Annotated in this window: 18 protein-coding genes and 1 tRNA gene; 13 read left to right on the top strand and 6 right to left on the bottom strand. The window is 62.1% G+C overall.

The window, feature by feature from the left end:
• Window positions 1-42: 42 nt before the first annotated feature.
• The 3 genes from ACEN8U_RS24345 to ACEN8U_RS24335 all read left to right on the top strand — a co-directional run bounded on the left by ACEN8U_RS24345 (window position 43) and on the right by ACEN8U_RS24335 (window position 2,406).
• Entirely contained in the window at window positions 43-687 is a 645-nt protein-coding gene (locus ACEN8U_RS24345) for a hypothetical protein (protein WP_310110485.1), read from the top strand.
• A 78-nt stretch (window positions 688-765) separates the two neighbouring features.
• Window positions 766-1,053: a hypothetical protein gene (locus tag ACEN8U_RS24340; RefSeq protein ID WP_148281788.1), complete on the top strand. Its 288-nt coding sequence runs from the start codon at window positions 766-768 to the stop codon at window positions 1,051-1,053.
• 651 nt (window positions 1,054-1,704) lie between these two features.
• Window positions 1,705-2,406 (top strand): hypothetical protein, encoded by a 702-nt coding sequence (locus tag ACEN8U_RS24335; RefSeq protein WP_148281787.1) that lies wholly within the window; start codon window positions 1,705-1,707, stop codon window positions 2,404-2,406.
• Between the two features lie 3 nt (window positions 2,407-2,409).
• On the opposite strand, the gene ACEN8U_RS24330 is transcribed toward ACEN8U_RS24335, so the two are convergent.
• Window positions 2,410-2,640: a hypothetical protein gene (locus ACEN8U_RS24330; protein ID WP_413657699.1), complete on the bottom strand. Its 231-nt coding sequence runs from the start codon at window positions 2,638-2,640 to the stop codon at window positions 2,410-2,412.
• Window positions 2,641-2,736: 96 nt separating this feature from the next.
• Here ACEN8U_RS24330 and ACEN8U_RS24325 point away from each other — a divergent pair, with 96 nt between their 5' ends.
• Window positions 2,737-4,464, top strand: a complete 1,728-nt coding sequence (locus tag ACEN8U_RS24325; protein WP_015002734.1) for a ShlB/FhaC/HecB family hemolysin secretion/activation protein — start codon at window positions 2,737-2,739, stop codon at window positions 4,462-4,464.
• 547 nt (window positions 4,465-5,011) lie between these two features.
• On the opposite strand, the gene ACEN8U_RS24320 is transcribed toward ACEN8U_RS24325, so the two are convergent.
• Window positions 5,012-5,088: transfer RNA gene (locus ACEN8U_RS24320), tRNA-Met, on the bottom strand.
• Between the two features lie 317 nt (window positions 5,089-5,405).
• On the opposite strand from ACEN8U_RS24320, the gene ACEN8U_RS24315 reads away from it, so the two are divergent.
• Both ACEN8U_RS24315 and ACEN8U_RS24310 read left to right on the top strand, forming a co-directional pair.
• Complete coding sequence (locus ACEN8U_RS24315) at window positions 5,406-5,903, top strand: heme-degrading domain-containing protein (protein WP_015002733.1); 498 nt, start codon at window positions 5,406-5,408, stop codon at window positions 5,901-5,903.
• A gap of 10 nt (window positions 5,904-5,913) precedes the next feature.
• Window positions 5,914-6,246, top strand: a complete 333-nt coding sequence (locus tag ACEN8U_RS24310; protein ID WP_374121804.1) for a DMT family transporter — start codon at window positions 5,914-5,916, stop codon at window positions 6,244-6,246.
• Between the two features lie 106 nt (window positions 6,247-6,352).
• On the opposite strand, the gene ACEN8U_RS24305 is transcribed toward ACEN8U_RS24310, so the two are convergent.
• Both ACEN8U_RS24305 and ACEN8U_RS24300 read right to left on the bottom strand, forming a co-directional pair.
• The gene (locus tag ACEN8U_RS24305) at window positions 6,353-6,733 is read right to left on the bottom strand and encodes a hypothetical protein (protein WP_015002732.1); all 381 of its coding nucleotides are present in this window, start codon (window positions 6,731-6,733) and stop codon (window positions 6,353-6,355) included.
• A 46-nt stretch (window positions 6,734-6,779) separates the two neighbouring features.
• A complete protein-coding gene (locus tag ACEN8U_RS24300) occupies window positions 6,780-6,971 on the bottom strand; it encodes a hypothetical protein (protein WP_028363265.1) in 192 nt (63 codons plus the stop codon).
• Window positions 6,972-7,205: 234 nt separating this feature from the next.
• Here ACEN8U_RS24300 and ACEN8U_RS24295 point away from each other — a divergent pair, with 234 nt between their 5' ends.
• From ACEN8U_RS24295 to ACEN8U_RS24285, 3 genes are all read left to right on the top strand, one after another.
• The gene (locus tag ACEN8U_RS24295; RefSeq protein WP_013588541.1) at window positions 7,206-7,472 is read left to right on the top strand and encodes a hypothetical protein; all 267 of its coding nucleotides are present in this window, start codon (window positions 7,206-7,208) and stop codon (window positions 7,470-7,472) included.
• Between the two features lie 233 nt (window positions 7,473-7,705).
• The gene (locus ACEN8U_RS24290) at window positions 7,706-7,990 is read left to right on the top strand and encodes a DUF1488 domain-containing protein (protein WP_041745319.1); all 285 of its coding nucleotides are present in this window, start codon (window positions 7,706-7,708) and stop codon (window positions 7,988-7,990) included.
• A gap of 223 nt (window positions 7,991-8,213) precedes the next feature.
• Entirely contained in the window at window positions 8,214-9,344 is a 1,131-nt protein-coding gene (locus tag ACEN8U_RS24285) for an enoyl-CoA hydratase/isomerase family protein (RefSeq protein ID WP_015002729.1), read from the top strand.
• A 114-nt stretch (window positions 9,345-9,458) separates the two neighbouring features.
• On the opposite strand, the gene ACEN8U_RS24280 is transcribed toward ACEN8U_RS24285, so the two are convergent.
• On the bottom strand, window positions 9,459-9,884 hold the full coding sequence (locus tag ACEN8U_RS24280) for a hypothetical protein (RefSeq protein ID WP_013588538.1): 426 nt from the start codon (window positions 9,882-9,884) through the stop codon (window positions 9,459-9,461).
• A gap of 422 nt (window positions 9,885-10,306) precedes the next feature.
• Here ACEN8U_RS24280 and ssuD point away from each other — a divergent pair, with 422 nt between their 5' ends.
• From ssuD to ACEN8U_RS24260, 4 genes are all read left to right on the top strand, one after another.
• Entirely contained in the window at window positions 10,307-11,467 is a 1,161-nt protein-coding gene (gene ssuD / locus ACEN8U_RS24275; RefSeq protein WP_015002728.1) for an FMNH2-dependent alkanesulfonate monooxygenase, read from the top strand.
• Between the two features lie 51 nt (window positions 11,468-11,518).
• Complete coding sequence (gene ssuC, locus ACEN8U_RS24270) at window positions 11,519-12,385, top strand: aliphatic sulfonate ABC transporter permease SsuC (RefSeq protein WP_015002727.1); 867 nt, start codon at window positions 11,519-11,521, stop codon at window positions 12,383-12,385.
• Window positions 12,382-13,437, top strand: coding sequence for an ATP-binding cassette domain-containing protein (locus tag ACEN8U_RS24265; protein ID WP_015002726.1), 1,056 nt, complete (start codon window positions 12,382-12,384; stop codon window positions 13,435-13,437). Before ssuC ends, ACEN8U_RS24265 begins: the two co-directional genes overlap by 4 nt.
• A gap of 74 nt (window positions 13,438-13,511) precedes the next feature.
• Window positions 13,512-13,727 carry a TOBE domain-containing protein gene (locus ACEN8U_RS24260; protein ID WP_013588534.1) on the top strand — a complete coding sequence of 72 codons (216 nt, stop codon included), beginning with the start codon at window positions 13,512-13,514 and terminating at the stop codon, window positions 13,725-13,727.
• Window positions 13,728-13,735: 8 nt separating this feature from the next.
• Here the strand turns inward: ACEN8U_RS24260 and ACEN8U_RS24255 are convergent, their stop codons facing one another.
• Window positions 13,736-14,041, bottom strand: a complete 306-nt coding sequence (locus ACEN8U_RS24255; protein WP_015002725.1) for a hypothetical protein — start codon at window positions 14,039-14,041, stop codon at window positions 13,736-13,738.
• Between the last annotated feature and the right edge of the window lie 3 nt (window positions 14,042-14,044).

The raw sequence follows: 14,044 nt of genomic DNA, 5'->3' as shown, positions 1-14,044 counted from the left end.
ACAAGGCTCCCACGATTCAAGCAGACAAAACAGACAGCTATCTTGGTGGTGGATCGTTTGGCGGAAATGTCTGCGCATACGGGGGATGTATTGGAGGCACTCACGCCGTCGGTGGCGATACGTCTATTGAAGTCGGTTTGGGCTTTGGTGGGTTCACCCGCGCGGCGAATTTTGCCGGTGGAGGTGCGAGTGGTTTTAGCTTGCCAGCATTTTCTCTTCCGGGCATGCAACCAAAGCGGAATTGATTTTTCTTCGACAATGAAAAAAATAAATCCGAAAATCGGAATCGTTATTGCCCTTCTCGCGCTTGTCTTCATGATTTCGGCAATCAAAAACAATCCCACTGATGCTGCGCCGAAACTTCACATCATGCGTGACGATATGGAGGAAGTTTTAAAAAATGGCGGTGTTGTGGTGATGAATTCTTACAACAGTAAATACGGATCTGCATACCTATACGTGGGTATCGACGCTAAAACATGGACACCTGACCTGGCAAAAAAATACAGCGAAAGTCTGTCGGATCTTGGATGGAAAAGATCGAATTTTGATGGAAATGTTTCATTTTGCAAGTACGGAATTAATGCTGAAGTCCAAAGAAACGTCGAATATGGTGAGAGTAAGGCTGTGTACGGGATCAACATGACCTATAATGCTTTGACCATCCGACGATGCAGCGAACAATAGATCAGTTTAACAGGCAGTTGCATCCGGATGAAAAGCGGGCGATCAAAAACATCGCCAACGGGGACGCCGAACAAGGCAATGCAAGCCGCAATGGAGGCTCAGCGCGCCGGGTCAGTTGATTATTTGACGGTGCAAGGGGGCGGATTCGGGGTCGGCGGCGCATTAACTGTCAATCTTCATAACGGCAACGTTTACTTGTCGGGCTCAGGTTCCGTGCCTGTCGTGCCAAGCGCGTCAATTGTTGGCGGTATGGTCGCGTCCAACCCGGGATTACCTACGGGACAAAAGGAAGCAACATCGACGATTTTTTGGCGGGCGCATCTGCTGGAGGCGTTGTATGCGCGTTCGGTGTTTGCGGGGGCGTGAATCACGGAATCGATGGTGATACCGCCTTCGAGGTAGGCGTAGGAACTGGTGGGATAACCAAGGCGCTTAATCCTAGTGGGTATGGCGGCACAGGTTACCCCAATCGTATTGGCAAAATACCTGGGTATTGATTGGTGCATATTACATGCTAAATCTAAAAATCTGGACTGGTGGACTGCTTGTGCTGATATTTGGATATATCTTTTGATGGCGTACTGCTCAAAAGCCCAACTGATGTCTCGCGCAAGTTCAATTTGATGAACTCGGACATGGACTACATGCTCGGGATGGGTGGAAAGGTGGCATTCCGAAAAGACTTGGACCGCGGAAGCGTAGCGTCTCTGACGCGAAACATCAGTGCCGACTCATGGACGCATCAATTATTTGCGCGATATCAGATGGCGCTTAAGGGCCGAGGATAGAAAGTCAGGCAGCACGCCGATAACAAAAAAATGGGAGGCGTGTAAACTCGGTGCGCTAGTTACGCTCGACATTAAGCCAGAATTCTTCCCGGCGCTCTCCGTCAACAGGTATGGAGTCCGATTTGTGTACAGCGGCGGAACTATTGGGGAGTGTGGCCCTTGAGCGATCGCACCTTGGATGTATTGCCCTGCTGAATCTTTATAGTCTCGTCGCTGCGGAATGGTCGAAATGTACACGTCAAATGGACGCTTCGCAGCGGCAATGATCCTGATAGCCATGCTGAAAAAAGATCGCAGTAGCATCAGATCCGCCACTGTCTGCGGCAGCCCGAATTTGCTTTTAAATACCGTTTTAGCTATTTTCATTGAGAGAAAAACCATGAGTATTCGATACTTTGTTGCGCTTCTATTCCCACTTGTTAGCGCGTGCTCCGTGCTTGTCCCGGATATGGCAGACGAAAATCAGGGCCTAAAAGGTCAGGCCGCGGAAAGCCTAGAGAAATTTTATGGAACCTATCAAGTGTCAAACACGAAAGGCCATAACTGGGATGTATCGGCTGTAACAGTCATCCGTGGCGATGCTGCCGGAAATAACCTCCCACTGTTTCGCCTCTATAGAAAAGACGGCAGACAGTTCGACACAATCACGCCGCGCGTGTGCGAAACATCGAGCACGCACAAGAAGCCCGAAGGTAGTAATGGGACTTACGTGAGGTGCGGCCTAACGGGTATGATGTCAAATGCGCCGTTCCTTATCTTCGATAGCTTTCCAATGACATTAAAATCAAATAATTTCATTTTCAAAGAGAAAGCATTTGAAATCAATCCCGGTGAGTATCACCTCTTCCTATCCTATAAGAATGGCGGATCGGCAGATTTCGAACTGGTGCGCGTCAGCGAAGGTAGTGCGAACAAACCTGCGGTTAAGTGACCGTTATTTCTCACGTGGCTCTCTGTTGGATTTAATCGGCAGTTGCACCCCGACGAACACGCGCTCGCGAAGAAGGACGTGAAGATCGTCGCGAAGCAGCTTGGCATCCGTGAACAGGAAGCCGAAGGTCGGATCGTGGCCGAAATGCTTCGTAACTCCGACCAGCAGACTTCGGATGCGGCGGCAGGCATACACGACTACCAGGTTCGCGCAATCATTGGATGGCTTTACCACAGGTCACGTCGTTGATATTGGTTATTAACCACCCGCGCGCACGTTAAACAGCACGCCGGATTCCTGATAGGTGTCCGGCTCTATCTCGCATCTCCTATGAAAATCAGAAAGAGCCTGGCGGCGCTGCCGCTATCGGCTTTCGTCGCGCTCGCGCCCAATGTGCAAGGGCAAAGCCTCGGCGGCATCGAAACTGAACAGAACCAGCAGCAACGACGTGACGCACAGCAGCGCGAAGCCGCAGTATCGGCGCCGGCCGTGCGCTCGACCGTGACAAAAATCGAAGCCTTTCCCGCGCTGCCGGCCGAAACACCGTGCTTCCGCATCGACCGGTTCGCGCTCGACGTACCCGACACACTCTCGGCCGCAGCGCACGCAAAAGGCGCATCGGCTTTGCCGCTCGACCCGTTCGCCTTCGCACGCGAATGGCTCGACCACTACAAGGGGCAATGCGTCGGCAAACAAGGCATCGACATACTGAGCAAGGGATTACAGCAGGCCGTGCTGAGTCGCGGCTATGTGACCACGCGCGTTCTGGTGCCGCAGCAGGATTTGACGACGGGCACGCTGTCGTTCGCGCTCGTGCCGGGTCTCGTTCGACAGGTCCGTCTGACCGATCCTTCCATGTGGGGAACATGGAAGAACGCGTTTCCCGTCAGCGGCGGCGACCTGCTGAACATGCGCGATCTGGAGCAAGGTCTGGAGCAGATGAAACGCGTTGCAAGTCAGGACGTGGACATGAAGATCGAACCGACCGATATCCCAGGCGAAAGTGATGTCGTTGTATCGGTCAGGCGCGCGAAGCCCTGGACGTTCGTCGCTTCGGTGGACAACTCGGGCACAGAATCGACAGGCAAGTGGCAAGGCACCATCAGCCTCGGCATCGACAACCCGTTCGGCTTGAATGACATCTTTACAGTCGGCGCGAATCAGGATCTGTCGTTCGGCAACAAGGCGCTCGGTTCGCATGGCTTCAACGGTTCCTACTCTGTGCCGTTTGGCTACTGGACCGCGACACTCTCGGGTAACACGAACACGTACTACCAGAACATCGCGGGCGTGAACCAGACCTTCGTATCGAGCGGCAACTCGCAGGGCGCCGCGCTGAAAATCGCGCGTGTTATCTCGCGCGGCCAGAACGACGTGCTCGGCGGCTATGTGCAGCTATCGAAGCGCTTCGGCGACAGCTTTATCGACGACACAACGATACCAACGCAAGCGCGCAACAACACATTTCTTGAGCTTGGCGTGACCGACCGCCATTACTTCGGCGCTGCGCAGTTTGACGGGACGCTTGCGTATCGTCAGGGCATCGGCGGCCTGGGCGCCACGCCGGACCCTTATGTCGACGGCCCGACGTACCGCTTCCATATGGCCGTGCTCGACGCAAACCTGTCGATACCGTTTGCTGTTGGAAACCAGACATTCCGCTATGTCGGAACGGTTCATGGTCAGTTCACGAACGACACGCTGTTCTACATCGACGATCTGACCATCGGCAGCCGCTATACCGTTCGCGGTTTCGATGGCGAAACGATGCTCGCGGCAGAGCGCGGCTTCTACTGGCGCAACGAATTGCAATGGCGTCTCCTGCAGACGGGGCAAACGCTGTATGCGGGGATCGACTACGGGCGGGTGTTCGGACCGAACACGGCGGCACTGGTGGGGACTCAGCTTGCCGGCGCGGTAGTGGGTATTCGCGGCGGCGTGCCGGCCAAGTATGTGGGCGTGACCTACGACCTGTTCGCCGGTACGCCGATCTACAAACCGAAGGGTTTCCCGAGCGCACGATGGACGGTTGGTTTTCAGTTGACGGCGCAGTTCTAGGCGCGTTGCGGCCGTCACGCGCTGCTGACAACTCCAGTGATTAGACGCTCATGCCAATCAGGTGTCGCGGTCGGTCAACGAGGTTTGTACGGTCAGACAGCGCGTCCAGCAGCTAGAAATTTTCGTCGACGTGCAGACCGATCACGAGCATGGCCGTGTACTCCGACGTTTCCTTTTGCGTGCGCGTCGGGTCGACCGGCAGATAGCGGTTCATCGCCATATCGCACGCTGACGAAGATCGGTGTTTCCGTCGCGATTATGGAATCGCTGTCGCGGAAGGAAAAAGAGAGGGAAGCATTGCAGCGGACGCTCGTTCAGACGCAGGTAAGCGCGGACCCGTCACGGACATCGCCAAGCGAGTTCGCGAAAAGACGATCGAGCGAAGGGAGACGTTACCGGAAAACGCAACAACGGAAGCACGACAGATCATCGCGACGTTGGTGAGGCCGATAGGGATTGAACTGCAAGACGTGCACTTACTTCGCGCCGTATGACGATTTTGCCGAACGACTGCTTGTTGCTGCCGCTGGAAATGAGTTCCGAACTGTGGTTGCGGGGGTAGGATTTGAACCTACGACCTTCGGGTTATGAGCCCGACGAGCTGCCAGACTGCTCCACCCCGCGTCCGTCGAAGAAAAGATTATAGGGCAAACAGCGAGCGGATGCAATAGCCGTTTAAAAATTCATGCCACCGTGCACACTGGGGCTCGTGGCTTGCGGTCCAACACGCGCTTTCACGAAAGGTCGCGCGATGCGTGGCCGGCGTCGCATCGCGCAAGGCGCGCAGAGGACGCTGCGCTAGAATCGGAATCTCCCGGCGCCGCCGTCATGCGCTGTCACGCCGTTCGCGCAGCCTGAAGACGAACCGCGGCGAGGCGCGCGACGACTCCGCGTGCCATGCACGACGGCGCGCCTGCACTTCCACTCGCCCTCGGAGTTCCATGGACATCGCTCACGATCTGCAGGTCATTGCCGCTCAGGAACACGCGCTCGTGTTTCCTCAATTCGATGCTGACCGCGCCTGGCAAATCGGCGCCTATCTGCACGAGGTCGCGAAGGCGCGCGGCATCGCGGCGGCCATCGACGTGCGCACGTTCGGTCAACCGCTCTTTTTCAGCCTGCTCGACGGCGCGACGCCCGACAACGTGGACTGGGCGCGCCGCAAGGGCAACACCGTCGCGCATTTCCGGCGCAGCTCGTACGCGATCGGCCTGAAGATGCAGCAGGCGGGCAGCACGCTCGCCGACAAGCACGGCTTGCCCGCTACCGAATATGCGTCGCACGGCGGCGCATTCCCGCTGACGGTCGCGGGCGCGGGCGTGATCGGCTCGATCACCGTTTCCGGCCTGCCGCAGCGCGCCGATCACGAGTTCGTGGTGGAGGCGCTGTGCGCCCACCTCGGTCACGACTACAGCAAGCTCGCGCTTGCAAAGGCCTGAGCCCATGCGGGTGCCGCCTTATGCATTGCTCGGCATCGCCATCGTGGCCGAAGTGATTGCGACCTCGGCGATGCGGGCGTCGGACGGGTTCTCGCGGTTCGTGCCGTCGGCGGTGGTCGTGCTCGGCTACGCCGTCGCCTTTTACTGCCTGTCGCTCACGCTGCGCAGTATTCCGGTCGGCATCGTCTACGCGGTGTGGTCGGGCGCCGGCATCGTGCTGATCACGCTCGTCGCGCTGCTGCTGTACGGCCAGGTGCCCGATGTGCCGGCCGTTATCGGCCTTGGGCTGATCATCGCGGGCGTTGCCGTCCTGAACATGTTTTCGAAGATGCAGGCGCATTGAAGCGCGGCGCTGGCGGCTTTGTGGGGCGCCGGCACGCCCGCCGCGGCGCCTGCCGGCGGAAAGGGCGCGCAGCGATGCGAGGCACGCCCAAAGCGCCGACCCGCGCCTACTTGCAGCGGACGATCATCGAGCGGTTCTTGACGTTGGCCGACACGACGTTCGTCACGCTGCCGCCCGCGGTGCCGCCTTCGTCGTTGTCTTTCGACACGATGTCGTAGCCCGTCGCGCCGCACGCCTTGCCCGCCTGCACATAGCACGAGGCCCAGCTCGAATCGGCGCCGGCGCCGCTGCAATTCACCGCAAAGCCGGTCTGGCCGTTGGGCAGATTGATCAGCGAAGTCGTATTCGACGACGCGCATCCGGCTACGCCCGCGCCGATCGCGAGCGCAACCGGCAACGCGGCAAGAAGGGTCGTGCGGCGCAGCAGAGCTCGCGCGAGGCCATGTCGACGGCGGCGCTCGCGCAGCAGTTGCGTCATGAAATGCATCGTGATGGGTTCCTTTGATGAGGTGAGCTTGCGCCGGCGCGCCCGCTCAGGGTGTTTCGATCGTGATGCCCGCCGCGCTGACGAGCCGGCGGCTTTCCGTGCCGCTTTCGGTGGCCGCGTCTTCCCAGATGCTGATGGCTCGGGCGATGTCGATGCCGTGACTTTCGGCATATTCAAACCATCGGTTCGCCGCATCCGGCTCCGGCAGTTCGTGGTCGTGCAGAAAATATTTTCCCATATTGCGCTCGCTGAACTCCAAAGGCGCTCCTGCGGGAGCATGGAGCGTGCCGGTGCGGCTCTTCGACCGTCGCCGGACGCGCAAGTGGGGCGCGAGCGCGCGACCACCGCGGGGCAAGGGCAGACAGGATAAGGAAGGACCAGGGCAGGAGCCAGGCACGACAACCGCAGCCCGCGCAGAACTATTTCGCTTGCCGCGCGCCTTACCTCCATTATCGCAACGAGGAGAACGACTATGGCTGAGCGGGTCAGCGGCCCTTATCGCGGCTATTACATCAGCGCCGCGGCGCGCCTCGTGCCGGCAGCGGACGCGGAAGGCGGAGCCGGCAACTACGTCGGTTCGGTGAGCCTCGCCGAGCTCGGTCCCGACGACGCGCACCGCATGGAAACCTTGCTGGATCTGGGCGGCAAAGACCGCTTTAACAGCGAAGAGGAGGCGCTCGCCTTCGTCGAACAGGCGGCGCGCGATTACGTCGACGGCCTGCTCGGAGGCCGCTCATGACGGCGCGCTCTGCTCGAGCGCGCGCCGCGGCGCGACGTGACGTGCGAGACGAAGCCCACACCGAAGCGCGAAGCCAACCCCACGGGAAAGCACAGGCGCAAGCCGGCGGCCAGGGGCGCGCCGCGGTGGGGTGGACCGTAGTCCGGCCCCGCGAGTACCATATTCGGGTCGTCCGGGGCAGGCCGGTTTTCGCGGGCCCCGGTTCTGTGCCGGATATTTCTGATGAGGCGACCATGGAAATCAGGTTTCCCGCGGGCGCGCCAGCCTACCGCGATTCCAATCTGACCGTTGTCTTTTCCGCGTTGGTGGACGGCGAGCCCGTGCCCTGCGCGATCTCCGTCGAGGCGCTCGAAGACCACTTCGGCGCGCACACTGAAAACGAGGAAGGCTGGATGCGCGCTTTCGACGCCGGCCGTCCGCGCATCGAAGCTGTTGCTCGTGAGCACTTGCAGATCAGCAACGGCACGCCGGTGCTGCTCAAGAGCGGCCATTTCCCGCCGGGAAACGTCGCGGGGTAAGACGCCGGGTGCCGCCTGCCGCGCCACGTAACGCATGCCGCAGGCAGCAGCGCTGACGCGGCAGCAGCATGCCGCATCGCCGTCCGCCGTCCGGCGCGCCAGCGTGACAATCCCTCGCGCGGCGTCGCGAGGGCGGCATCCCCGAGACCGCCAACACGCCCGGGCCGCAGGCACGTGATAACGTTGGGTTTCCCGTGACTCCCGCCGCCGCGCGTCGTCTTCCATGTCTTATTCCGCCTCGCCTGCATCCAGCGACGAAGTCGCGACTTACGTAGCCAACCGCATCGGTTTCATCGAGCTTGAAAGGCCGCAGGCGCTCAACGCGCTGTCAGTCGGCATGATTCGCGCCATGCATGCCGCGCTTGACGACTGGTCCGACAATCCGGACGTGCTCGCGGTCGTGGTACGCAGCCAGCATCCGCGGGCGTTCTGCGCGGGCGGCGACATCCGCTTCCTGTACGAGTCGGCGCGGCGCGGCGACGAGGGCGCGCGCGACGCGTTTTTCATCGAGGAATACCGGCTCGATCACGCCATCTTCACTTATCCGAAGCCCTACATCGCGTTGATGAACGGCGTCGTGATGGGCGGCGGCATGGGCATTTCGCAAGGCGCGCATCGCACGGGCGGGCTGCGGGTCGTCACGCAGTCCACGAAAATGGCCATGCCCGAAACGCGCATCGGCCTCTTTCCGGATGTCGGCGCGAGCTGGTTCCTCGCCCGCACGCCGGGCGCGATCGGCCGGTATCTCGCGGTGACGGGCGAGACGATCGGCGCGGCCGACGCGCTGTACGCCGGTCTCGCCGACGCCTATATGGAAGACGCCGCCTTGCCTGCGCTCGTCGATACCTTGCGGAGCGAACTGTTCGAGCGCGGCGCGGACGTGGTGGCGTGCGTCGAGCGCGAATGCCGCGCGTATCAGGTCGCGCCGCCGCCGCAGGAGTCGCCGCTCGCTCGCGCGCGAGCACTCATCGACCGGCATTTCGCGCTGCCGGACGTGCCGCGCATTCTCGCTTCGCTCAGCGAGAAGTGCGACCGCGATAGCGCCGATTGGGCGGAACAGGTCATCGCCGTCTTGCGCGAGCGCTCGCCGCTTTCAATGGCGGTATCGCTCGAGGTCGTCACGCGCGCGGAAGGCTCGATGGCCGACGTGCTGCGCGGCGACCTCGATCTCACACGCTCGAGTTTTCTCAATGGCGATGCGGTGGAGGGCATTCGCGCGCGCATCATCGACAAGGACAATGCGCCGCGCTGGCGCTTTGCGCGCATTGAAGACGTGAGCGCCGCGGACGTGGCGAAAATGTTCGAAAGTCCCTGGCCGGCGGGCGAACATCCGCTGCGCGACCTGCGCAGCTAGGCGCCGGCTCAGTGCCCAGCGCGTGCCCGACCCCCGTTCAACGCGTGGCCAACCCGTGCTCAACCCGTGCTGGCCTGAGCTGGCCAGAACGAACGACAAGCGCTGGCGAGGCGCTCAGTCCGTCTCTTCGCTTGCCATGAAGGCGCGCATGAAGACGAGCGCGCCCCAACCCCACATAGCGTTTGCCGCAAAACCCATGGCGAGGCGCGGCAGCATGTTGCCGCTCGGCCAGATGCCGCGAATCGGATCGACCACGAACACGCTGGCCGCCGTCAGGACGATGCCGCCGAACACGAAAGCCGGCAGCCACGGCGCACGGCGCTCGGGCGCGACGCGCAAAAGCCACGCCATCAGCACGGCCCAGAACGCGCTCCAGATCGCGTTGGCAATGAACTCGGGCAAGCCGAGCGGCACAAACGGGGCAGTGGAGAAACCGCTTTGATCGACGACGCCCGCGGCATGCAGCAGCGCGAGCGTGGATTCATGAAAGAACAGCGATGCCAGAAAACCGGCGACGAACGGCAGGATGAGTTTTTGCATGCATTGCACCGCCAGGGTACAGGCGCGTGACGCGCATTGCCTGTACCGGATGATTGGAAACGTGCGCCATTATATCCAGCGCTAGCGGCTTTTCCGTGGGCCTGTCGCGTCGCGTTCGTATGCTTTAGCGTCGCGCTAATCACAGAAGTGGAAAACCTAAGCTCAAAAAAATCGTTCAAAAGCTGCGCCGCCGTCCATAGACTGCTTCTGCATGCAAACGGTGCCTCGCGCCGTTGCCATTAGCGCCGATACCGCACCTTTCCGTCCCTTCGCGATGCGCCGCCGGTTTATCTCCGATCACCGGCCGGATGCGCGCGGCCGGCGTGCGCGTAAGCGCGTGCGTGTGCCTGCCTGTTGATCCGTTTTATCCGCGGCATGCACCGTCCGACCCAATCCAGTTCTGAATACGCGGGGAGCAGCAAATGAATGTCTTCTGGTTCATTCCGACTCACGGCGACAGCCGCTATCTCGGCACGTCGCAAGGCGCGCGCGCAGCCGACTACGACTATTTTCAGCAGATCGCCGTCGCCGCCGATACGCTCGGCTACGAGGGCGTGCTGCTGCCGACGGGACGCTCGTGCGAAGATGCCTGGGTCGTCGCCTCGAGCCTGATTGCCGCGACGAAGCGCCTGAAGTTCCTCGTGGCGATCCGGCCGGGGATTTCGTCGCCGGGTCTTGCCGCGCGCATGGCCGCCACCTTCGACCGTCTGTCGAACGGGCGCCTGTTGATCAACGTCGTGACGGGCGGCGACGCGGCCGAGCTGGAAGGCGACGGCGTGTTCGTCGACCACGACACGCGCTATGAGATCACCGACGAGTTCCTGCACATCTGGCGCAAGCTGCTCACGGCCGCGCACACCAACGACGCCATCGACTTCGAAGGCAAGCATCTCAAGTCAAAGGGCGGCAAGGCGCTCTATCCGCCGGTGCAGAAGCCGCACCCGCCGCTGTGGTTCGGCGGTTCGTCGCCGGCCGCGCACGACATGGCGGGCGAGCATATCGACACTTACCTGACATGGGGCGAGCCGCCCGCGGCCGTCGCGAAGAAGATCGCCGACATTCGCGCCCGCGCGGCCGCGCATGGCCGCACGATCCGCTTCGGCATCCGCCTGCATGTGATCGTGCGCGAGACGGAAGAAGAAGCATGGGCCGCCGCGGACAAGCTGATCAGCAAGCTCGACGACGACACCATCGCGCGTGCGCAGGCATCCTTTTCGAAGATGGATTCGGAAGGCCAGCGCCGCATGGCCGCGTTGCACGGCGGCAAGCGCGGCGGACGCGCGGAGCTCGAGGTCTATCCGAACCTGTGGGCCGGCGTGGGTCTCGTGCGCGGCGGCGCGGGCACCGCGCTCGTCGGCAATCCTGAACAGGTGGCGGCGCTCATGAAGGAGTACGCGGAGCTCGGCATCGAGACCTTCATTCTGTCCGGCTATCCGCATCTCGAAGAGTCGTATCGCTTTGCCGAACTGGTGTTTCCGCTGCTGCCGAACCGCCGCAACAAAACCTCGAACGGACCGCTGTCGGGACCGTTCGGCGAGATCGTCGGCAACAACTATCTGCCGAAGGCGGCGAGCGCGAGCTGAGCGCCCGGCGCTTGCATCCGCCACCTTCGACAGGCAATGAGGACAGTCATCATGGCTCAATCCACTGTAAGTGCGCAACGCGATGAACGAGCGCCTGGCGGCGCGGCGGTCGGCTCCGCGCTGGTCTCCGCTTTCGCGTCGTTGCGGCAGATCGGCGCGTCGCTCGCGCCGTGGGTCGTACCGCTTCTGATTCTGCTTGCATGGGAAGCCGCCGCGCGCAGCGGCGTGCTGTCCACGCGCGTTCTGCCCGAACCGCTTGCGGTCGTGAAGGCGGCGTGGTCGCTCATCCAGTCCGGCGAAATGTGGGCCGACGTGAAGGTCAGCACGTGGCGCGCTGTCTCCGGTTTCGCGATAGGCGGCGGCATTGGCCTCACGCTCGGACTCGCGACGGGCCTCTTCAAGCCCGTGGAGATCGCGCTCGACTCGACCGTGCAGATGATCCGCAACATTCCGGCGCTCGCGATGATCCCGCTCGTGATCCTGTGGTTCGGCATCGAGGAGCAGGCGAAGGTGTTCCTCGTCGCGCTCGGCGTGTTTTTTCCGGTCTACGTGAACACGTTTCACGGTATCCGTTCGGTGGACGCCAATCTGATCGAAATGGCGCGCAGCTACGGGGTGAAAGGCCTTGCGCTGTACCGCCATGTGATCTTGCCGGGCGCATTGCCGTCCATTCTCGTCGGCGTGCGCTTCGCGTTCGGGCTGATGTGGGTGACCTTGATCGTGGCGGAGACGATTTCGGCGCAATCGGGCATCGGCTATATGACGATGAACGCGCGCGAATTCCTGCAGACCGATGTCGTGGTGGTCGGCATTCTGCTGTACGCCGCGCTCGGCAAGATTGCCGACGTGCTGGCGAAAAGCCTCGAGCGCCTGTCTTTGCGCTGGCACCCGGCCTATCAACGAGGAGGTAAGGCATGAGCGCAAGCACGTTCTCGGCGTCGTTCGGCGGCATCGCGGGCAGCGATCTGGAAGCGGAACTGGCGCAGGCGCGCGTCGCGGATCATGACGCGGAGGTGGCCGCGGATCTCGACGGCCGCGAGGCGGGACAGCGCCATGCGCATGGGCAACGGCGGGTTGTGACGCCTACGGGCGCCGCGGCGCGCAGCGGCGAGAGCGACGGCGGCGCCGGCCGCAGCAACCGCAGCGACGACGCCAGGCGCACGGCCGATTACTCCGTCGAACTGCGCGGCGTCGGCAAGCAATACGGCGAGCGCAAGGTACTGGCCGACTTCGATCTGTCGATCGAGCGCGGCAGTTTCGTCGCGATTGTCGGGCGCAGCGGCTGCGGTAAATCGACGTTGCTGCGGCTCGTCGCCGGTCTCGATAAGACCACGGCGGGCGTGCTCGAGAAGCGCGCCGCAGACGGCCGGCCGCTCGACACGCGCATCATGTTCCAGGACGCGCGTCTTCTGCCATGGAAGACCGTGCTGCAGAACGTGATGCTCGGGCTGCCCCGCAGCGCGCGCGACGACGCACGCGCCGTGCTCGCCGAAGTCGGTTTGCTGGAGCGCGCCGACGACTGGCCCGCGCAGTTGTCGGGCGGTCAGCGTCAGCGCGTGGCGTTGGCGCGTGCGCTCGTGCACCGGCCGCAATTGCTGTTGCTCGACGAGCCGCTCGGCGCGCTCGACGCATTGACGCGTATTGAAATGCATACGCTGATCGAGCGGCTGTGGCGCGAGCACCAATTCACCGCATTGCTCGTGACGCATGACGTGCACGAGGCCGTTGCCTTGGGCGATCGCATCCTGTTGATCGAAGAAGGGCGCATTGCGCTCGATCAGCCGGTGCCGCTCGAGCGTCCGCGAGCGCGGGCGTCCGCGGGCTTCGCCGCGCTCGAAGAGCATGTGCTGCAGCGGGTGTTGAAAAACGCGCCGAACGACGACGCGTTGTCCGCACACTCCGATCGCGCGAGCGACGCGCGCCATGCCGGCCGTTTCACGCGGCCGACCGACGTCCGCTGGGCTGTCTGACTCTCCCTGTCCGACTCTCCCTGTCTGACTCTCCTTTACTCACTGAATCTGAACGCTTTCTGGAGCCATTCGCAATGAGCATTTCCGCCATCAACGTACGCAACCAGTTCAAGGGCAAGGTCAAGGAAATCATCCGCGGCCCGGTCGTGTCCGAAGTCGATGTCGATACGCCGTTCGGCGTCGTGACCTCGGTGATTACCACGCGTTCCATCGACGAACTCGATCTGCAGGTCGGCTCGGAAGTCGTCGCGCTCGTCAAATCGACCGAGGTCTCGATCGCGCGTCTGTGAGGGCCGCGCTATTTCGCGTTCGCGCCGCTCGCGGGCGGCTCGTGCATCATTTTGTCGTTGGTCGGTTTGCGCGGACGCTTGATCGGCATGTTGTCCGGGTTGCTCGATCCGGTCGCGCCGGAGGCCGACTCCGGCGGCTTCACCATCGACGCGGCGGGCTCGCCAGGTTGCGCGGCCTGCGTGCGCTGCTTCGGTGAGGCGGTAGCGCCCGCCGCGCTTGCCGCGTTCGTCTTTGCCCACGCCGCCGTCCCGTTCGCGCCGAGCGCGAGCAACGCGGCGGCTGCGGCGAGCGCGCTCAGAGTGCTTCGCTTCATCTC

Source organism: Paraburkholderia phenoliruptrix (assembly GCF_047325075.1).
Lineage (GTDB): Bacteria > Pseudomonadota > Gammaproteobacteria > Burkholderiales > Burkholderiaceae > Paraburkholderia > Paraburkholderia phenoliruptrix.
The sequence above is the reverse complement of the archived record's forward strand: the minus strand, read 5'-3'. Positions and strand labels throughout refer to the sequence as shown.